Origin of the sequence: Nonomuraea sp. SYSU D8015 (assembly GCF_008065375.1) — a bacterium.
Taxonomy (GTDB): domain Bacteria; phylum Actinomycetota; class Actinomycetes; order Streptosporangiales; family Streptosporangiaceae; genus Nonomuraea.
Genome location: NZ_VJYI01000009.1, coordinates 111,338 through 128,911 on the forward strand (window position 1 = coordinate 111,338; position 17,574 = coordinate 128,911).

19 protein-coding genes are annotated in these 17,574 nt (G+C 71.4%); 4 read left to right on the plus strand and 15 right to left on the minus strand.

The annotated features are described in order from the left end of the window. Positions 1 to 173: 173 nt before the first annotated feature. From ID574_RS32715 to uraD, 6 genes are read right to left on the minus strand one after another with little or no spacing between them, the layout of a single operon-like run. A complete protein-coding gene (locus ID574_RS32715) occupies positions 174 to 1,574 on the minus strand; it encodes an 8-oxoguanine deaminase (RefSeq protein ID WP_188192845.1) in 1,401 nt (466 codons plus the stop codon). Then, the gene (locus ID574_RS32720) at positions 1,571 to 2,056 is read right to left on the minus strand and encodes a (2Fe-2S)-binding protein (RefSeq protein ID WP_188192846.1); all 486 of its coding nucleotides are present in this window, start codon (positions 2,054 to 2,056) and stop codon (positions 1,571 to 1,573) included. Before ID574_RS32720 ends, ID574_RS32715 begins: the two co-directional genes overlap by 4 nt. Then, complete coding sequence (locus ID574_RS32725; protein WP_188192847.1) at positions 2,056 to 2,919, minus strand: FAD binding domain-containing protein; 864 nt, start codon at positions 2,917 to 2,919, stop codon at positions 2,056 to 2,058. Before ID574_RS32725 ends, ID574_RS32720 begins: the two co-directional genes overlap by 1 nt. Before the next feature lie 5 nt (positions 2,920 to 2,924). Next, positions 2,925 to 3,785, minus strand: coding sequence for a factor-independent urate hydroxylase (gene pucL / locus ID574_RS32730; protein WP_188192848.1), 861 nt, complete (start codon positions 3,783 to 3,785; stop codon positions 2,925 to 2,927). Next, positions 3,786 to 4,091 carry a hydroxyisourate hydrolase gene (gene uraH, locus ID574_RS32735; RefSeq protein WP_188192849.1) on the minus strand — a complete coding sequence of 102 codons (306 nt, stop codon included), beginning with the start codon at positions 4,089 to 4,091 and terminating at the stop codon, positions 3,786 to 3,788. Next, complete coding sequence (gene uraD / locus ID574_RS32740) at positions 4,088 to 4,600, minus strand: 2-oxo-4-hydroxy-4-carboxy-5-ureidoimidazoline decarboxylase (RefSeq protein WP_188192850.1); 513 nt, start codon at positions 4,598 to 4,600, stop codon at positions 4,088 to 4,090. The genes uraH and uraD overlap by 4 nt, the downstream gene beginning before the upstream one ends. Before the next feature lie 179 nt (positions 4,601 to 4,779). Here uraD and ID574_RS32745 point away from each other — a divergent pair, with 179 nt between their 5' ends. Continuing rightward, positions 4,780 to 5,622: a deoxyribonuclease IV gene (locus ID574_RS32745; protein ID WP_188192851.1), complete on the plus strand. Its 843-nt coding sequence runs from the start codon at positions 4,780 to 4,782 to the stop codon at positions 5,620 to 5,622. Positions 5,623 to 6,139: 517 nt separating this feature from the next. On the opposite strand, the gene ID574_RS32750 is transcribed toward ID574_RS32745, so the two are convergent. The 5 genes from ID574_RS32750 to ID574_RS32770 all read right to left on the minus strand — a co-directional run bounded on the left by ID574_RS32750 (position 6,140) and on the right by ID574_RS32770 (position 10,682). Further along, a complete protein-coding gene (locus ID574_RS32750) occupies positions 6,140 to 7,630 on the minus strand; it encodes a sodium:solute symporter family transporter (protein ID WP_188192852.1) in 1,491 nt (496 codons plus the stop codon). 160 nt (positions 7,631 to 7,790) lie between these two features. Continuing rightward, a complete protein-coding gene (locus tag ID574_RS32755) occupies positions 7,791 to 8,093 on the minus strand; it encodes a hypothetical protein (protein ID WP_188192853.1) in 303 nt (100 codons plus the stop codon). Continuing rightward, positions 8,090 to 8,830: a LytR/AlgR family response regulator transcription factor gene (locus tag ID574_RS32760; RefSeq protein ID WP_188192854.1), complete on the minus strand. Its 741-nt coding sequence runs from the start codon at positions 8,828 to 8,830 to the stop codon at positions 8,090 to 8,092. The genes ID574_RS32755 and ID574_RS32760 overlap by 4 nt, the downstream gene beginning before the upstream one ends. A 55-nt stretch (positions 8,831 to 8,885) precedes the next feature. Beyond that, a complete protein-coding gene (locus ID574_RS32765) occupies positions 8,886 to 10,031 on the minus strand; it encodes a sensor histidine kinase (RefSeq protein WP_223167298.1) in 1,146 nt (381 codons plus the stop codon). A gap of 54 nt (positions 10,032 to 10,085) precedes the next feature. Further along, positions 10,086 to 10,682 (minus strand): sulfite oxidase-like oxidoreductase, encoded by a 597-nt coding sequence (locus tag ID574_RS32770; RefSeq protein WP_223167299.1) that lies wholly within the window; start codon positions 10,680 to 10,682, stop codon positions 10,086 to 10,088. A 281-nt stretch (positions 10,683 to 10,963) separates the two neighbouring features. Between ID574_RS32770 and ID574_RS32775 the strand changes: the two genes are divergently transcribed. Then, positions 10,964 to 11,251 (plus strand): YiaA/YiaB family inner membrane protein, encoded by a 288-nt coding sequence (locus tag ID574_RS32775; protein ID WP_188192856.1) that lies wholly within the window; start codon positions 10,964 to 10,966, stop codon positions 11,249 to 11,251. 27 nt (positions 11,252 to 11,278) lie between these two features. On the opposite strand, the gene thiI is transcribed toward ID574_RS32775, so the two are convergent. From thiI to macS, 3 genes are all read right to left on the minus strand, one after another. Continuing rightward, on the minus strand, positions 11,279 to 12,475 hold the full coding sequence (gene thiI / locus ID574_RS32780) for a tRNA uracil 4-sulfurtransferase ThiI (RefSeq protein ID WP_188192857.1): 1,197 nt from the start codon (positions 12,473 to 12,475) through the stop codon (positions 11,279 to 11,281). A 63-nt stretch (positions 12,476 to 12,538) separates the two neighbouring features. After that, the gene (locus ID574_RS32785) at positions 12,539 to 13,180 is read right to left on the minus strand and encodes a response regulator (RefSeq protein ID WP_188192858.1); all 642 of its coding nucleotides are present in this window, start codon (positions 13,178 to 13,180) and stop codon (positions 12,539 to 12,541) included. 163 nt (positions 13,181 to 13,343) lie between these two features. Then, the gene (macS, locus tag ID574_RS32790) at positions 13,344 to 14,438 is read right to left on the minus strand and encodes a MacS family sensor histidine kinase (RefSeq protein ID WP_188192859.1); all 1,095 of its coding nucleotides are present in this window, start codon (positions 14,436 to 14,438) and stop codon (positions 13,344 to 13,346) included. 115 nt (positions 14,439 to 14,553) lie between these two features. On the opposite strand from macS, the gene ID574_RS32795 reads away from it, so the two are divergent. Both ID574_RS32795 and ID574_RS32800 read left to right on the plus strand, forming a co-directional pair. Further along, the gene (locus ID574_RS32795) at positions 14,554 to 15,420 is read left to right on the plus strand and encodes an MHYT domain-containing protein (RefSeq protein WP_188192860.1); all 867 of its coding nucleotides are present in this window, start codon (positions 14,554 to 14,556) and stop codon (positions 15,418 to 15,420) included. A 138-nt stretch (positions 15,421 to 15,558) separates the two neighbouring features. Then, positions 15,559 to 16,302 (plus strand): MHYT domain-containing protein, encoded by a 744-nt coding sequence (locus tag ID574_RS32800; protein ID WP_223167300.1) that lies wholly within the window; start codon positions 15,559 to 15,561, stop codon positions 16,300 to 16,302. 138 nt (positions 16,303 to 16,440) lie between these two features. On the opposite strand, the gene ID574_RS32805 is transcribed toward ID574_RS32800, so the two are convergent. Continuing rightward, positions 16,441 to 17,466: a 6-phosphofructokinase gene (locus tag ID574_RS32805; RefSeq protein WP_188192862.1), complete on the minus strand. Its 1,026-nt coding sequence runs from the start codon at positions 17,464 to 17,466 to the stop codon at positions 16,441 to 16,443. Positions 17,467 to 17,574 lie beyond the last annotated feature (108 nt).

Consider the following 17,574-nt stretch of genomic DNA (forward strand, 5'->3'; position numbering starts at 1 on the left):
ACCCGCCCGACGCGTTCACAGCCGCAACCTCGCTCGGGGAGCGGCATTGCGCTGCGGGGCTGCCACGCTCCGCTCCCCACCCCCGGGCGACGCCTGCCCACGCGAACGACGCCCGACACCGGGCCCACGCCCTCAGTAGGGCACCGCGTGGCGTGCCGCGTTGCCGGGCGCGCTCACCCCTCGTGGACCTCCCTGACGGCGCGGACCCCCTGTTCCTCCGCCCGCCGCAGCAGCCTCCGGCGGGCCTCGGCGCCCGCGCGCCCCACGGCGTCCTGGGACACGGTCTTCAGCTCACCGTCCTCCACCACGGTCCGCCCTCCGACCAGCACCCGGGCCAGCGGCGGCGGAGGCCCGAAGACCAGCGCGCAGACCGGGTCGGCGACGGCGGACGTGAACGGCCCGTCGATCCGCCACAGCGCGATGTCGGCGAGCTTGCCGGCCTCCAGCGACCCGAGCTCCCCTTCCCTGCCGAGGTTGCGCGCCCCGCCGAGCGTGGCGAGCTCCAGCGCCTGCCGGGCGGTGAGCGCCGCCGGCCCGTACCGGGCGCGCTGGAACAGCAGGGCCTGCCGCATCTCCCCCGCCAGCGGCGTGAGCTCGGACGAGGCGGCCCCGTCCACGCCGAGACCGACGTTGGCGCCGCGCCGGAGCATCTCGGACACGCGCGCGATGCCCGCGCCGAGCCGCCCGTTCGAGGAGGGGCAGTGCGCGGAGCCGGTGCCGGTGGCGGCGAGCTTGCCGATGTCGGCGTCGCTGAGGTGCACGGCATGCGCGAACCACACGTCGGGCCCGAGCCACCCCAGCTTCTCCATGTAGTCCACGGGCCGCAGCCCGAATTGCGCCAGGCAGTGCTCGTCCTCGTCGAGCGTCTCGGCCAGGTGCGTGTGCAGGCGCACGCCCTTGGCCCTGGCCAGGGCGGCCGACTCGGTCATCAGCTCGGCGCTGGCCGAGAACGGCGAGCACGGCGCCACGACCACCCGCAGCATCGAGGAGAACGACGGATCGTGGTAGGCGTCGACGGCCTGCGCCGTGGCGGCCAGGATGTCGTCGAGCTCCTCCACCACGGCGTCCGGCGGCAGCCCGCCGTGCGACTCCCCTCGGTCCATGGAGCCGCGCGCCGGATGGAAGCGGACGCCGATCTCGCGCGCGGCCTCGATCCCGGCCGCGAACAGGTCTCCCCTGCCTTCGGGGAAGATGTAGTGGTGATCGCTGGTGGTGGTGCAGCCCGACAGCGCCAGCCAGCCGAGCCCCGCCGCCGAGGCGCCCCTGACGACGTCGGCGTCCATGGCCGCCCACACCCGGTAGAGCGCCACCAGCCACTCGAACAGCGTCGCGTCCTGCGCGAGCCCCTGCGAGGCCCACTGGTACAGGTGGTGGTGGGTGTTGACCAGGCCGGGCGTGGCCAGGCAGCCGGTGCCGTCGACGCGTACGGTGTCGATCCGGGCGGCGTCCGGGGCGTCGGGCGCGGGCCCGGCGCCGAGTTCGGCGATCCGATCCCCCTCGATCCGGATATATCCGGATTCGATCTCCTGGCCGACGACCGGGGCGATGTGCACGTTCTCGATCAGCAGGCTCACCCGGCGGCTCCCTTCCCGGACGCCTTCCGCTCCGCGGCAAGCCGTACCGCGTCGAGGATCTTCTCGTACCCCGTGCACCGGCACAGGTTGCCCGCCAGCGCCTCGCGGATCTCCGCGTCGGAGGGCCGCTCCACCCGCTCCAGCAGGTCGTGCGCCTGTACGAGGAGCCCGGGAGTGCAGAAGCCGCACTGCACGGCCCCGCACTCCACGAACGCCTCCTGCACCGGGTCGAGCCTGTCCCCCTCGGCCAGGCCCTCCACGGTGCGAACTCGCCGCCCTTCGGCCTGCCCGGCGGCGACCAGGCAGGAGCAGACGGGCACGCCGTCCAGGTAGACCGTGCAGGAGCCGCATTCGCCCTGCTCACAGGCGTTCTTGGAGCCGGGCAGGCCGAGGCGCTCGCGCAGCACGTACAGGAGGCTCTCGCCCTCCCACACGCCGTCGGCGCTCTCCTCGCGGCCGTTGACGGTGAAGGTGACGCGCATCAGGCGGCCCTCCTTCCGAAGTGGTCGTTCCAGGCCCAGGTGAGCGTGCGGCGGGCCATCACGTCGATGGCGTGCACGCGGTACTCGGCGGTGCCGCGCACGTCGTCGATCGGCGCGGCGGCGGCCGCGCACAGCCGGCCGAACCGCCTGACCAGCGCAGGGTCGAGCGCCGGCGCGTCCCAGTCGAGCTCGCGGGCGAGGAGTTCCTCGGCCTCGAGCGCCCGGCGCGGGGTCGGCGCCGCCGATCCGATCCCGGTGCCGACCCGGCGCTCGTCCGGGTGCAGCGCGACGGCGAACGAGCACACCGCGATCACCATGGCGTTGCGGGTGCCGACCTTGGAGAAGTATTGGGGCCCGGTCGCGGGCTTGACGTGCACGGCTCTGATGAGCTCGTCGGGGTGGAGCGCGTTGCGCTTGACCCCGAGGTAGAACTCGGCGGCCGGGATCATCCTGACGCCCCGGTCCCGCGACTCCACCTCGATCACGGCGTCGGTCGCCAGCAGCGGCGGGTGGCTGTCCCCGGCGGGCGAGGCCGCGCCGAGGTTCCCGCCGACGGACCCGCGGTTGCGGATCTGCGGCGAGCCGACCGTGCGCGACGCCTGCGCCAGCCCGGGAAGCGGTCCGCCGAGCTCCTCGATGATCGTCGTGTACGGCACCCCGGCCCCGACCCGGCACACGCCGTCCACCACGTCCCATCTCCGCAGCTCGGCCACCTGGTTGAGATCGAGCAGCGCCACCGGCCTGCGCACGTCGAAGTTGATCTCGACCATCACGTCGGTGCCTCCCTGGATGGGCACCGCCTCCGGCTGGTCCGCCTTGGCGGCCAGCGCCTCCGCCCACGTCGTGGGCCGCAAGAAGTCCATCGTGCTCACTCCCAGGCGAATCCGGCGTCGGGTGCGTCCTCGCGCAGCACACTGCCCTCGATGAGGCCGTAGGGGCGGTCGGAGGCGAAGTAGACCTCGTTGTCGTTGTCGAGCCCGAACGGCGACAGGTCGACGAGGAAGTGGTGCTTGTTGGGCATCGCCAGCCTGACCTCGCAGATCTCGCCGCAGGTGGTGAGCGCGCGCTCGCCCATGGCGTACAAGGTCTGCTGGAGCGACAGGCTGTGGGTGTCGGCGAACGCCTCCAGCAGGCAGCGCCGCACCTCCTCGTACGACTTGCCGTACGAGGCGGTCTGCCCCGCGTGCCGCCACCTGGCCGTGACGGCGGTGGCGAGGATGCGGTCGGTGGTCGGCCGCAGCGTCGTGTACGGGTCGACGATGTAGCCGTGGAACTCCGACCCGGTGGAGTTGAGCACCACCAGGTCCTTCAGCCCCGACACGACCGTGCCGCGCCCGTCCCTGTCGTGGTGGACGACGCACAGGCGCACCTCGCCGCCGTCGCGCACGAACGAGTGCGGCCCGCCGCGGCTCCACGCGTACTCCTCGATCTCCACTCTGGCGTGGTGTATCGACGGCTGTGACTCCACGAAGTGCCTGGCCAGCAGCAGCGCGAACTCCTCGATCTGGCCGACGCCGTGCTCCTTGGCGAAGGCGAACGCGGTGTTCTTCTGCGTGTCGGTCGGCAGGACGGCGGCGTTGTCGCCGGTCAGGTGCGCGGCCTCCATGTCGCCGGACAGCGAGGTGCTGACGTTGATGTCCTTGATGTGGTGGACGGGGCCGTCCCTGACGACGCGGACGAGCCGGGTCTCCGCCTTGCCGTAGCGGTTGGGGCCGAGCTTGACGGACATCTAGCTCCCTCGGTAGGTCGAGTAGGCGTACGGGCTGAGCAGCAGCGGCACGTGGTGGTGCCGGGCTGGATCGGTGACGGTGAAGGCGATGACGACCTCGGGGTAGAAGGTCTCCGGCAGGTACGCCCCGGTGTCGAAGACGACCCGGCGGACGCCGCCGCCTCCGGTGTCCCAGCCCTTGATGCGCCCGTCCTCGTCCGTACGGCCCTCGGCCAGGACCTGCCCGTCGTCCCGCTCCAGCCGCACCAGGACGCCGGCGGCCGGCCGCCCGGTGACCGCGTTCAGCACATGCGTCGAAAAGCTCACCGCTGCTCTCCCCCCAGCAGTTTGACCAGCCGCAACCGGGTGATCTTCGCCAGCTCCTCCCGCACGACCGCCCGCTCGCGCTCCTCGTCGTTCCCCAGCCGCTCGCGCAGCCGGGCGAGCATCTGGGCCCCGCTCAGCCCGGTGGCGCAGACGAGGTGGACATGCCCGAAGCGGGCCTCGTACGCGCGGTTCCCCTCGGCGAGCGCCTCCCGCAGCTCGTCCTCGACCCCGGACTGCTCCTGCCGCGACCACGCCGACTCGCGGCCGCTTCCGCCCGCCCGCTCCCCGATCCTCGGATGCGCGGCCAGCGCCTCCAGCACGTCGGCCCACTCCAGCGCTCCGACCGCATCCTCGGCCGCCGCGAGGAGCTCGTCGAGATCGCCGTACGGCCGCCGCCCCGCCACGCTCGCGGCGAAGGCGCGGGAGGCGCAGCAGGCGAGCAGCTCCTTGTGGGCCTCGCCGGGCGGCCGGGCGTTGAAGGCGTCGAGGGCGGTCAGCGTGTGGGGCATGTCAGAAGTACACACATGCCCTTCGTGCCCGGTCCATGCGCGAGAACTCCCAACTGAGGCCCCCGTCGACCGGCGGTTTTCGTGTCATGCTCCAACTCCCGGGCCGGACCCTGCCCAGGGAGGGCGCCCGGTCGTGGCCGGGCCGAAGTGTCGGACCCTGGGCCTAGACTTGGCCCATCATGAGCCCAACATCCCTGATCGGCGGACACGTGTCCGTGGCGGGCGGCCTGGCGACGGGCGGCCTGAAATACATGGCCGAGATCGGCGCCGAGATGATCCAGGTGTTCGTCACCAACCCGCGCGGCTGGGCGCTCACCGAGGGAAGGCCCGACGAGGACGCCAAGCTGGCCGAGTCCGGTGTCGACACGTTCATCCACGTGCCCTATCTGGTCAACTTCGGCTCGCCCAGCCCGGAGACGCTCGGCAACTCCATCGCCATCGTCCGCCACACGCTGCGGCGCGGTGTGGACACCGGCGCCAAGGGGGTCGTGGTGCACACCGGCTCGGCGGTGACGCAGTCGCGCGACGACGCCCTGCGCCAGGTGCGGGAAAACCTGCTGCCGCTGCTCGACGAGATCCCCGACGGCGGCCCCGACCTGCTGCTGGAGCCGATGGCGGGGCAGGGCGCCATGCTGTGCGCGACCGTCCAGGACCTCGAGCCCTACCTCGAGGCGCTGGACTGGCATCCGCGGGCCGGCGTCTGCCTCGACACCTGCCACGCCTTCGCGGCCGGCCACGACCTCGCCGCCGACGGCGGGGTGGCGGAGACGTTCGACGCGCTTCACCGGGTCGCGCCGGGGCGGCTCAAGCTGATCCACGCCAACGACTCGAAAGACGCGTGCGGGTCCAAGAAGGACCGTCACGAGAACATCGGCGCCGGGCTCATCGGCGTCCAGTCGTTCGCCGAGATGATGCGGCACCCGGTGGTGGCGGGCGTCCCGATCTGCATCGAGACGCCGGGCAAGGCGCCCAAGAACGCCGAGGACATCGCCCTGCTGAAGAAGCTCCGCGACAACGGCTGAGCGGCGTCGCAGGCTCCCAGCCCACGTCCGCCCCGGCTCGCGGACCCCGACGCACGCACGCGGGAGACGTGCGCCGATGGCGGAAGGACGCATGCCCGCACCCCGGAGACACCGGAGCGTGCGAGGTGCGGAATGCGAAGGCGGATGAGCGGACGGGTGGGCGAACCCGAATAAAACCCCTAGCGAGGCGGAAACCGTGATAGGGACGCCCGCTCTCGCGATCCGGCCGCCCCCGAAGCCGGATCGCGGGGCCGGTCTCCCGGCCTCGCGGGCGCCCCCTCACGAACCGGCGTGGCGGGCCCCACCCCCCGGTCAAGGGCCCGACCGCCGCGGCGACCTGCACGGTCACCGGTGAGCCCGGCGCATCAGACCTGCAGTGAGCCCCCCGGCTCGTCCCCCCGATGCGCCGGAGTGGCTTTCCGATGCCGAAACACTACGGTCGCGATCTTGCGGGAGAAACCCTGTTTAAGGTCAGCTCGTCGAACGGTGCGTAGCCATCGTTATACGGAGAGTGCTGTTACGACGAGCGGTCATCTGGAGTCGACGAGCGGTAGGTCGGGGGGCTCGCGAGATGCTCCGGCAGATGCATCCTGGTCATCATCCGCCCCACCCCCCGCGGCATCCGACCCGGCGTGACCAGGGAAATCATTATCATCGCGGCGAACGCGACCGGCACCGCGACCGACGCCGGCTGGGCCGTGAGCACCCCCATTTTCACGCCCACCTGATCGGCCGTCACCAGCACCGCGGTCACACCCCCTCCCAGCGCGAACCCCGCCGCCACGCCCGCGTCCGTCAGCCGCCGCCACCAGATCCCGAGCACCAGCAGGGGGCAGAGCGTACTCGCCGACAGGCTGAAGCCGAGCAGCACGAGCGGCACGGACGCGCCAGGGCCGGTGACCGCGGTCACCCCGAGCGCGCCGAGCAGCACCACCACCACGGCCGCGCGGAACGCCGCCTCGCCGCCCCGGACGAGGCATGACGACACCGCGCCCCCGACCGCCACCAGGACGCCCCCTGTGGTCGCCAGGAAGGCCGCGAACGCGCCCGCCGCGAGCAGCCCCGTCATCACCTCCCCCGCGGGCCCAGGGAGCATCCTGGCGGGCAGCAGCAGCACGATCTCGTCCGCCGCCGCACCGGAGGCGTACGCGTGCCCCAGAATCCCGTACAGCGGCGGCACGACGCAGAACAGCGCGAGCATCACCTGCGTGGCCACGATCGACCGCCTGGCCTCGCGCCCGTCCCTGTTGGTGTAGACGCGGACGATCACGTGCGGCAGCCCCATGGTGCCGAGCGCGCACGCCAGCAGCACGGTCAGCACCCCGGGCAGCGACGTGTCGCCCGCGCCCGCCAGACCGGCGTCACCGGCGCGGTACGCGACCTCGAACCAGGGCGGCGGCCCCGTACCGGACATCCACCAGCAGACCGCGCCGACCCCGAGGAAGACGGCCAGCTTCAGCCAGAACTGCGACGCCTGCCCGCTGGTCGCGCTCCCCTGCCCGCCCGCGAAGGCGACGAGCAGCGCCGCCCCCGCGACGGCCGCCCATCCCAGCCACGGGGGCAGCCCCGTCAGCAGCCGCACCACGACGCCGGCCGCGTGGAACTGCGCGACCAGGAACATCAGCCCGACGAGGAGGACGAAGCAGGTGGTGAGGCGGCGCAGCATGGCGGATCTGAGCCGCCATTCGGCGAAGTCGGGCAGCGTGTACGTGCCGGAGCGGCGCAGCGGCGCCACGACGAGGGCGAGGATGACGACGAACCCGGCGGCGGCGCCCGCCGGATACCACACCATCGGCCCGCCGTGGGTGGCGATGAGGCCGGCGATGCCCAGGCAGGCAGCGGCGGAGGTGGACTCCGAGGCGATCGCGGCGCCGTTCCACCAGGGAGGGACCGCCCTGGTGGCCACGTGGAAGTCCGCGGCGCCGCGGCTGCGGCGGGGTCGCGCGGCGCCCACCGTGACGCCCAGGACCAGCACGAAGGCGATCCCGGTCAGCACCGCGACGGTCATCTCGCCGGCCGCCTCAGCCCAGCCCCGGCCGCGCCGCGGTCATCGGCCCCCGCCGTCCCCTGGCTCGCCGCGACGCACTCATCGCCCCCGCCGCACCAGGCACCCGGCCCGCCGCACCACGCTCATCGCCTCCACCGTCCCGTCGCCCGCCGCGACACGTTCACCGCTCCAGCCGTTCGGCCCGGCGCAGGTGGAAGACGGCCAGGCCGACCCAGGCGCCCTGCAGGGCCAGCGACAGCGCCACCCAGGCCCCCGGGCCCGGCAGCCAGAGCGCGGCGACCGGCGTGCCCACGAGCAGGCCCGCGACGACCCCCACGGTCAGCAGCGCCTGCCGTAACTGCCGCCCCACCACCGCCGGCACGTCGGCCCCGTCGTCTTCGGAGCCGAACCGGTCTCTGGCGTGCGCGATCGCGGCCGGTCTGCGCGAGACGACCATGCGGCGGTCCGCACCCCCAACGGTCATGAGATCACTCCCCGGTGCTGGCGTACGAGGTATTCCCGGACCTGCCTGCTGTGCCGCCTGCTGACCTGGAGGGTTTCGGTGCCGACGGTGAGCGTCACCCGCCCGCCCTCGAACCTGAGCTCGCTCACGTGCCGGGCCGAGACCAGCGTGCTGCGGTGGATGCGCAGGAACCCGGCGTCCGACCAGCGCCGCTCCAGCGCGGCCAGCGACATGCGCACGAGGTAGCTGCCGTCCACGGTGTGCAGGCGCACGTAGTCGCCCTTGGCCTCGGCGTACCATACGGCCTGCTGCGGCACGAACCTGGTGCGCCCGCCCAGTTCGACGGGGATCACGTCGTCCTGCCCGGGCTCGGGGGCGGGGGCGGTGGCGGCCTCCAGGCGGCGCACGGCCTCGGACAGGCGCTCGGCCCTGACCGGCTTGAGGAGGTAGTCGACCGCCTCCAGCTCGAACGCCTGCACGGCGCACTCCTCGTGTGCCGTGACGAAGACCAGCCTGGGCGGGCTGGGGAAGCCGCCGACCAGCCGGGCGAGGTCGAGGCCGTCGAGCCCGGGCATGCGGATGTCGAGGAACACGCCGTCGAGCCGCTCTCCCCCGCCGATCATCTGCACCATGTCCTGCAGCGCCGTGACGCCGTCGGCGGCGGTCGTGACGTGCTCGATCCTGTCGTCCTGGCGCAGCAGATAGGCGAGCTCCTCCAGAGCAGGCACCTCGTCGTCGACGGCCAGAACTCTCAGCATGACACTACGCTGCCGCATGATAGGGCACGATCACAAGCGCTGCGTAATGAAATGACTACAATCGGCTAAGCTGAGTCTTGGGCACGCGCAGCCGCACCTTGGTGCCCGCCCCCAGCGCCGTCTCCACGACGAGGCCGTAGCCGTCGCCGTAGATCTGGCGCATCCGCAGGTCCACGTTCGCCAGCCCGATGCCGCTGCCCTCGCGGGCCGGGTCCTCGTCCAGGATGCGCCGGGCACACTCGGGGTCCATCCCGATGCCGTCGTCCTCGACCGTGATGTGCGCCTCCGGTCCCGCGTCGCGCACCACGACCCGCACCTCGCCGGCGCCGCCGCGGCCCCGCATGCCGTGCTTGATGGCGTTCTCGACCAGAGGCTGCAGGCACAGGAACGGGACCGGCACGGGCAGCACCTCGGGCGCCACCTGCATGCTGAAGCGCAGCTTGTCGCCGAAGCGGGCGCGTTCGAGCAGCAGGTAGCGGTCGACGCAGGTCAGCTCGTCGGCCAGGGTGGTGAAGTCGTGCGCCCGGCGCAGCGCGTACCGGGAGAAGTCGGCGAAGTCGAGCAGCAGCTCGCGGGCGCGTTTGGGGTTCGTGCGGACGAAGGAGGCGATCGTGGTCAGCGCGTTGTAGACGAAGTGCGGCGAGATCTGGGCCCGCAGGGCGCGCATCTCGGCCTCCAGCGCGCGCCGCCGCGAGGCGTCCAGCTCGGCCAGCTCCAGCTGCCCCGACACCCAGCAGGCGACCTCGGTCACGGTGCGCACGATTCCCGCGCTGATCTTGTCGTCGAAGGCCGCCAGCGCCCCCACGACCGTGCCGTCCACGGTCAGCGGCACCACCACGGCCCCGTGCGGCTCCCCCGCGAACACCTGCGCCCGCCCGGCGGCCAGCGCGGCCCTGGCGTAGGTCAGCACCTCGTCGGTGCACGGTCCGTCCCAGGCGAGCGCGGCCTCGGTGGAGGTGATCGCGACGGCGTGGGTGCCGAGCAGCGCGCGCAGATGGCGCACGGCCTTGCGGGCGGAGTCGCGGTTGAGCCCCGCGCGCAGGGCGGGGGCGGCCATGGCGGCGATGTGCAGCGCGTTGTACGTCGCCTCGTCCTTGCACCGCCCGTCGGGCAGCGCGTCGCGGCGCCACCGAACCCGGGCGAGGAGGTGGCCGGCGACGAACGCCAGGCAGGACAGCGCCACGCATGCGGTGGTCAGCACGTGGGCAACCGTAGCCAACAACGCAGCGTGCCGGGAGGGAAACGGCGAGTGAAATCAGGGTGGTCCTTCGCCGGGTTCTTCCTGGTAGGAGTAGCGCTGCTCGCGCCAGGGGTCGGCGACGTTGTGGTAGCCGCGCTCCTCCCAGAAGCCGCGGCGATCCTCGAGGAGGTATTCGATGCCGCGCACCCATTTGACGCTCTTCCATGCGTACAGGTGCGGCACCACGATCCGCAGCGGGTAGCCCCGGTCGGGGGTGAGCGGCTTCTCGTCCAGTTCCATGGCGAACAGCGTGTCGGGCGCCATGAAGTCGGACAGGCGCAGGTTGGCGCTGTAGCCGTATTCGGCCCAGATCATCACGTGCCGCACGCCGGGATCGGGCGGGGCGGCCTCCATGATCGTCGCCGGGGTCACGCCCCGCCACTCGTTGGCCATGAGCGAGAACTTGGTGACGCAGTGGAAGTCCGCGATGCGCGTCGTGCGGGGCAGGGACTCGAACTCGCTCCAGGTGAAGCGGTGCTCCTGGCCCGACGCGGTGGCGCCGAAGACCCGGAAGTCCCAGCTCTCCGGTTTGAACTGCGGCACCCTGCCGTAGTGGATCACGGGTCGGCCGCGCGGGACGTACTGGCCTGGAGGCAGGCGCGACTCCTCCACGATCACTCCCCTCACCTGTCTCGCGTCTTGGGCCATCCTGCCACCGGACGCTTCGCGGCTCGCGCCCGGGTCTCGTGGGCACCCATTGCGACCTCGTGATGGGGGCCCGAGACCACGTCCGGCGATCTGGCGGCGGGGGTCGCGGTCGTCCAGGCGGCCGGGACGACGCTGCCGCGCGGCGGCGCGTTCAAGTGCCAGTGGCGCAGCGCCTGTCGTACCTACCGGTAACTTGAGTACTTCACCCCATGCGCCGCCCCGGACCCGGGGACGACGATGGCCGCATGACGAAGCGCATCCAGCCCACGCAGACCACCGCGTTCTACGTCCAGGCGATCCTGTCGTTCGCCGTCTCGCTGACCTCCGTGGTGATCGCTCTGGCCTACCTGCCCGTCGAAGGGTGGATCAGGGCGTTCCTGGGGCTCGGCCTGCTGTACGTCGTCACCTCGACGATCACCCTGTGCAAGGTCGTGCGCGACCGGCAGGAGATGACCGAGGTGACCAGCCGGGTCGACCAGGCCAGGCTCGACAAGCTGCTGGCCGAGCACGACCCGTTCAAGGTCGACGCCTGACCGCTCCGGCCGCGGGACCGCCCGCGGCTAGAGCGTGTACTCCTGGATGGAGTCGGCGAGTTGCACGCACAGCTCCTCGGCGTCGAGCCGCTTCTCGATCTGCTTCAGGTCCTCGATCTTCGCCCGCGTCTCGGCGCGCTTGGGCGCCAGCAGCGAGCAGCAGTCTTCGTCGGGCAGCTCCGAGATCTCCAGCGTGCCGATGCGCCGCGCCTCGGCCATGATCTCGGTTTTGTCCCAGCCCACCAGCGGCCGCAGGATCGGCAGGTCGACCGCGTTGTCCTGGGCCGTGATGTTGGCCAGGGTCTGCGAGGAGACCTGGCCGAGCGCGTCGCCGGTGATCAGCGCGGAGGCGTGGATGCGGTGGGCGACCTCCTCGGCCGTCTTGAGCATCAGCCGCCGCTGGGCGATCACCGCCAGCCGATCCTGGCCCGAGGTGCGGATGGACTGCTGCGCCTTGCCGAAGGGGACCACCCACAGCCGCGACTTGCCCTGGAACCTGTCGAGCTTCCTGACCAGCGCGTACGCCTTGTAGATCGACTCGGACGTGGTGAACGGGATGCCCGAGAAGTGCAGGAAGTCGACGTGCAGGCCGCGCCGCATCATGCGGTAGGCCGCCACCGGCGAGTCGATGCCGCCCGACATGAGCACCAGCGCCCGGCCGCTGCTGCCGACCGGCAGGCCGCCCTGGCCGGGGATGCCGCCCGTGAAGACGAACACCTCGTCCCTGTCGACTTCGATGGAGACGGTCAGCTCGGGGTTCTTCAGGTCGACGGGAAGGCCGTACTCGTCGTTGATCGCGCCGCCGACGAGCCGGTCGAGTTCGTTGGAGCGCAGCGGGAAGCGCTTGTCGCGCCGGCGCGAGCGGACCGCGAAGCGCGCGCCGCGCTTGGCCTCCTCGCTCTCGCCGACCAGCTCCAGGCCCGCCTTGAGCACGGCGTCGGGGTCTTTGGCGACCCGCCAGGCCCGGTGGATCCAGACCAGCCCGGGCACGTCGGCGACCCGCTCGGCCACCGCGGCGGCCTGCTCGGCGGAGGCGCCCTCGGGCAGGAAGATCGCGATGACGCCGTGCCGGCGGCGCACGTCGACCTTGAGGTCGAGGCTCTGCAGCGCGTCGCGGATGTTGGCGATCAGGCGGCGCTCGAACAGCTCGCGGTTCTTGCCCTTGAGAACGATCTCGCCCAGCTTGAGCAGAACGCACGGCTCGCCCAGGGCGGACATCGTCATGGTGGAACCTCCGAGAAGATGGGGAATGGCACGCCTTCATGGCAACGCCGAGCCCTCTTGAGTTTAGTCCGCGTCAAGTCCCCGCTCGATCGCATAGCGCACCAGCTCCACGCGGTTGTGGAGCTGGAGCTTGCCGAGGGTGTTCTGCACGTGGTTCTGAACGGTGCGGTGGGAGAGCACCAAGCGGTCGGCGATCTGTTTGTACGACAGACCCTTGGCGACCAGCCTGAGCACCTCCGTCTCGCGCTCGGTCAGGCGCGGGCCGTCGGCCTGGACGTCCTGCGCGGCCAGCCGCCGGTATTCGCCGAGGACGAGACCGGCGAGGCCGGGGGTGAACACGGCGTCGCCCTCGGCGGTGCGGCGGACCGCGTCGAGGAACTCCTCCCGGCTGGCCGACTTCACCAGATATCCGGACGCGCCTGCCTTGACCGCTTCGAGAACGTCGTCCTGCTCCGCGCTGGCCGACAACACCAGCACCCTGGGCGGCGGCTCCACCTCGGCCAGCCTCGCGGCCACCTCCGCGCCCGCCATGTCGGGCAGGCGCAGGTCGAGCACGACGACGTCCGGCCGCACGGCGGCCGCCGCCCGCACCGCCTGCCGGCCCTCTCCCACGGTGGCCACGACCTCGTAGCCCGCCTCGGCGAGATCCCTGGCGACCCCGTCACGCCACATGGGATGGTCGTCCACCACCATGACCCGCACCATGCCGCAACTCTAGACCGCCGCGGCCCCGCCGCCCCCCGAAGTCACGCGCCCGAGAAGCCCCGGCCCCGAAGAGCCGTCCGAAGGACCGCGGCCCGAAACCGGGACCGAAACCGGGACCGAAAAGCCGGGCGGAGGCATTCTCGGTGTGCGGAGGCCGCAGCGGTCAGGTCGGGAGGGTGATCTCGACCTCTGTGCCCTGACCCGGGACGCTGACGATCGAGACCTGACCGCCCAGCTCCGCCACCCGCCCCAGGATGGACTCGGCGACCCCCAGACGCCCGTCGGCGCGGGCCTCGTCGAGGCGGCCTTCGGGGATGCCGGGCCCGTCGTCCCTGATGCTGACCGTCACCGTCCCTTCCCCCGACTCGGCCAGCACCCAGGCGCGCGCCTGCGGCCCGCAGTGCGCGCGGACGTTGTCAAGGGCGGCCTTGACTGCGGCCGCGAGCTCGCCGGCGGCTTCGGCGGGCAGGAGCAGAGGGGTCGCCGGAGTGGAGACCGTGACCTCGGGCGAGGCGTGCCGGAGCAGGAGGGAACGCAGGTCGGTCGTGCCGCTGGGGGCGGGCCGGACGGCGATGAGCTCGCGCAGCGCGGCCTCCTGCTCCCCGGCCAGGCGCCCCAGTTCGGCCGCCTCGCCGCCGATCTGCCGCCCGCGCCGCTGGACCAGGGCGAGGACCTGCAGGACCGAGTCGTGGATGTCGCGGGCCAGGCGGTCGCGCTCGCGCTGGGCGGCCTCCATCTCGATGGCCCGCTGCATGCGTTCCTCAGCCTGCCTGGCCAGCTGGGCCACGTGCCCGACGACGACGCCGGCGAGGAACAGCAGGACGGCTCCGTTGACCACCACGGGCTCGTCGGGCGCGCGGACGAGCCACAGGTCACCGGCCGCCACCACGGCGGCCGCCACCGCGCCCGCCCGCCGCCCGGCGTGCACGGCCCAGGCCAGCACCGGCCCGGCCACCCAGGTCGCGGGGACCGGCATCGTGCCGGCGGCCCCTTGCAGGGAACCCTGCACATATGGGGTGGCCAGCAGACACCCCATCGTCACCAGCAGGTCCAGGGCCAGTAAGGGGCCGCGGCGCAGGCCGGGGATCGCATAGGCGTACGTGGTGCCGGCCGTCCACAGCGCCATCACGCCGATGACCAGCCAGCCCGCGACCGGCTCCTGGTAGCCGCGCTGCTGCGCCATCAGCACTGCCGCGTACACCAGCGACGCCACGCGGTAGACCGCGATCGCCCGCCAGAACGGACCTTCGATGGCCATGAGCCCTTCTCATGTTTCCGACACGCCAGGTTGACAGATAGTTTGGGTATCCATGCGAAAGGGACAGACCAGATGGCACAATCCGGTAACCCCCTAACTCAAGGAACCTCCCTCTATGACCTCAGCTGTAAATCATTTCACCCATGGTCTGCTCACACCGGCGCTCGCCTACGTGATGTCCTGCATTGGGTCGATGCTGGGGCTGCGGCTCACCGCCCAGGCCCACGCCTCACGGGGCGGCGCGAGGGCGCGCTGGCTGCTCGGCGCGGCGGTGTCCATCGGCGGCACCGGCATCTGGGTCATGCACTTCATCGCCATGATGGGCTTCGACGTGGAGGGCACGCAGATCAAGTATGACGTGCCGCTCACCGTGGCCTCGGCGCTCGTCGCGATCGTGGTCGTGGGGACCGGCCTGTTCCTCGTCTCCTACGGCCGCGGCCGGATCCTGGCGCTCCTCGGCGGCGGCCTGCTCACCGGTCTCGGCGTGGCCTCCATGCACTACCTGGGCATGTACGCCATGAACATGTCCGCCCACGTCTCCTACGACCGTGTCATCGTGGCCCTCTCCGTGGGCATCGCCGTGGTCGCCGCGACCGTGGCGCTCTGGTTCACCCTCAGGGTCAAGAAGCCTGTCTGGATCACCGCCGCCGCCCTCGTCATGGGCGTCGCCGTTTCCGGCATGCACTACACCGGCATGTACGCCATGCACGTCACGGTCGACTCCGAACCCGGCGTGGTCGCCGGAGCCGACGCCCTCGACTTCCTCGTCCCGCTCATGACCGTGATCAGCCTGATCACGCTGACCATGCTGCTCATGGTGCTCCTGTCCCCGTCCGAGGAGGAATTGCACGAGGACGCCGAACTCGTGGCCAGACTGGAATTGCGCCGGCGCACCGCCCACCAACAGCAACAACTCGCTTACCCGGCGCCGCCGATTTCGGGTCGGCAACAAATGGAGCCCATGCGGGTCCGTAGAAGATAGTTGCGCGGGCGGCGACACCCTGTTCATACTCCCTTATCGGTGCGTAAGGGATGGGTGGGGGATATGTCGCCGATTGACCATTTCTCGTTCGGATTATTAACGCCGGTTCTCGCGTACATCATGTCGAGCGTGGGCTCCATGCTGGGCCTTCTGCTCACGTCGCGGGCGCGGCTCCTGGGCGGGCGCGAGGGCAAATACTGGTTGGTCGGCGCCGCCTTCGCGATCGGCGGCACCGGCATCTGGACGATGCATTTCATAGCGATGCTGGGCTTCTCGGTGAGCGGCACGGTGATCCGCTACGACGTGCCGCTCACCGCGCTCTCGGCGCTCATCGCGGTCGTCGTCGTGGGCATGGGGCTGTTCCTCGCATCGTACGGCGGGGAGCGCCTGCCGTTCCTGCTCGGCGGCGGGATCCTGACCGGGTCCGGCGTGGCGAGCATGCACTACCTGGGCATGGCCGCGATGAACATGTCCGGCCACGTCAGCTACGACCCCGTCGTCGTCTCGCTCTCGGTCCTGATCGCGATCGCGGCGGCGACGGTGGCGCTGTGGTTCACGTTGCGGGTCAGCGGCGCGCTCAAGATCGGCGCGGCGGCGCTGGTGATGGGCGTGGCGGTCACCGGCATGCACTACACGGGGATGTATTCTATGTCGGTGCGGACGCACGGCGACCTGGCGGCGGTGCCCGGGGCCAAGGCCATCGACTTCCTGCTGCCGCTGATCGTCGGCATCAGCGTCATCACCGTGGGGCTGCTGCTCGCCGTCATTCTGTCGCCGTCGGAAAAAGAACTGCGCAGTGAGGCGGAATTCCGCGACCGGCTGCGGGATCGCGACGAGGGCGCGCCGCCCGAGGTGGACCTCTTCGGCACGCCCCGCCGCTGACTGAATATTCCCTGGGGTACGGCTCGCGACGCGTGGTGGGCCGCCGACTCTTGCGGCGCGAGCCGTACCCTTGAGCGGGTTGTAGCGGAAAACCCCGCTGACTCAAAGGTACGGCCGCCGCTTGCAAGCCGCTTTCAACTAACCGAAGAACACCTCGGCCTCGGCATAGCGCTCCACCGGCACGGTCTTCAGCTCGGCCGTGGCCTCGTCGAGGCCGACCCGGATGATGTCGGTGCCGCGCAGCGCGACCATCTTGCCGTAGTCGCCCTCGTGGACCGCGTCGATGGCCTGCAGCCCGAACCTGGTGGCCAGCACCCGGTCGTAGGCCGTCGGGGTGCCGCCGCGCTGGATGTGGCCGAGCACCGTGGTGCGGGCCTCCTTGCCGGTGCGCTTCTCGATCTCCTTGGCCAGCACCTCGCCGATGCCGCCCAGCCGGACGTGGCCGAAGGCGTCGAGCTCGCCGGTCTGCAGCTCCATCTGGCCCTCGACGGGGTGGGCGCCCTCGGCGACCACGATGATCGGCGAGTAGCGGGTGCGGAAGCGGGACTCGACGTATTCGCAGACCCGGTCGATGTCGAAGGGCTTCTCGGGGATGAGGATGACGTTGGCGCCGCCCGCCATGCCCGCGTGCAGCGCGATCCAGCCGGCGTGCCGGCCCATGACCTCGCAGATGAGGGCCCGGTGGTGGGACTCGGCGGTGGTGTGGAGGCGGTCGATGGCCTCCACGGCGATGTTGACGGCGGTGTCGAAGCCGAAGGTGTAGTCGGTGCCCGACAGGTCGTTGTCGATGGTCTTGGGCACACCCACGACCTTGACGTCGCGGTCGGAGAGCTGCTTGGCGACGCCGAGGGTGTCCTCGCCGCCGATGGCGATCAGCGCGTCGACCCCGGTGGCGGCCAGATTCTCCTTGATCCGGTCGACGCCGCCCTCGATCTTGATCGGGTTGGTCCGGGACGAGCCCAGGATGGTCCCGCCGCGCGGCAGGATGCCTCGCACGGCCTGGATGTCGAGGGGCATCGTGTCGCCTTCCAAGGGGCCGCGCCAGCCGTCGCGGAAGCCGACGAACTCATGGCCGTAGACGCTCACCCCCTTACGGACCACTGCCCTGATCACGGCGTTGAGCCCGGGGCAGTCGCCGCCCCCTGTGAGCACTCCGATACGCATGGCGGGTTCCTCCCGATAGGGTTCACGAACCGAACCTCAGTATTCAGACTCGCATTGTGCCCGTCTCCACGGGCAGTGGTCTAGACCAAACGCCAGGTCCGCAAACCA

What these genes read in the sequence shown, in the direction of transcription:
- ID574_RS32720 (WP_188192846.1), bottom strand. Translation starts at nt 2,056, where the DNA reads ATGCGCGTCACCTTCACCGTCAACGGCCGCGAGGAGAGCGCCGACGGC.
- ID574_RS32725 (WP_188192847.1), bottom strand. Translation starts at nt 2,919, where the DNA reads ATGGACTTCTTGCGGCCCACGACGTGGGCGGAGGCGCTGGCCGCCAAG.
- pucL (WP_188192848.1), bottom strand. Translation starts at nt 3,785, where the DNA reads ATGTCCGTCAAGCTCGGCCCCAACCGCTACGGCAAGGCGGAGACCCGG.
- uraD (WP_188192850.1), bottom strand. Translation starts at nt 4,600, where the DNA reads ATGCCCCACACGCTGACCGCCCTCGACGCCTTCAACGCCCGGCCGCCC.
- ID574_RS32745 (WP_188192851.1), top strand. Translation starts at nt 4,780, where the DNA reads ATGAGCCCAACATCCCTGATCGGCGGACACGTGTCCGTGGCGGGCGGC.
- ID574_RS32750 (WP_188192852.1), bottom strand. Translation starts at nt 7,630, where the DNA reads ATGACCGTCGCGGTGCTGACCGGGATCGCCTTCGTGCTGGTCCTGGGC.
- ID574_RS32755 (WP_188192853.1), bottom strand. Translation starts at nt 8,093, where the DNA reads ATGACCGTTGGGGGTGCGGACCGCCGCATGGTCGTCTCGCGCAGACCG.
- ID574_RS32760 (WP_188192854.1), bottom strand. Translation starts at nt 8,830, where the DNA reads ATGCTGAGAGTTCTGGCCGTCGACGACGAGGTGCCTGCTCTGGAGGAG.
- ID574_RS32775 (WP_188192856.1), top strand. Translation starts at nt 10,964, where the DNA reads ATGACGAAGCGCATCCAGCCCACGCAGACCACCGCGTTCTACGTCCAG.
- thiI (WP_188192857.1), bottom strand. Translation starts at nt 12,475, where the DNA reads ATGACGATGTCCGCCCTGGGCGAGCCGTGCGTTCTGCTCAAGCTGGGC.
- ID574_RS32785 (WP_188192858.1), bottom strand. Translation starts at nt 13,180, where the DNA reads ATGGTGCGGGTCATGGTGGTGGACGACCATCCCATGTGGCGTGACGGG.
- macS (WP_188192859.1), bottom strand. Translation starts at nt 14,438, where the DNA reads ATGGCCATCGAAGGTCCGTTCTGGCGGGCGATCGCGGTCTACCGCGTG.
- ID574_RS32795 (WP_188192860.1), top strand. Translation starts at nt 14,554, where the DNA reads ATGACCTCAGCTGTAAATCATTTCACCCATGGTCTGCTCACACCGGCG.
- ID574_RS32800 (WP_223167300.1), top strand. Translation starts at nt 15,559, where the DNA reads ATGCTGGGCCTTCTGCTCACGTCGCGGGCGCGGCTCCTGGGCGGGCGC.
- ID574_RS32805 (WP_188192862.1), bottom strand. Translation starts at nt 17,466, where the DNA reads ATGCGTATCGGAGTGCTCACAGGGGGCGGCGACTGCCCCGGGCTCAAC.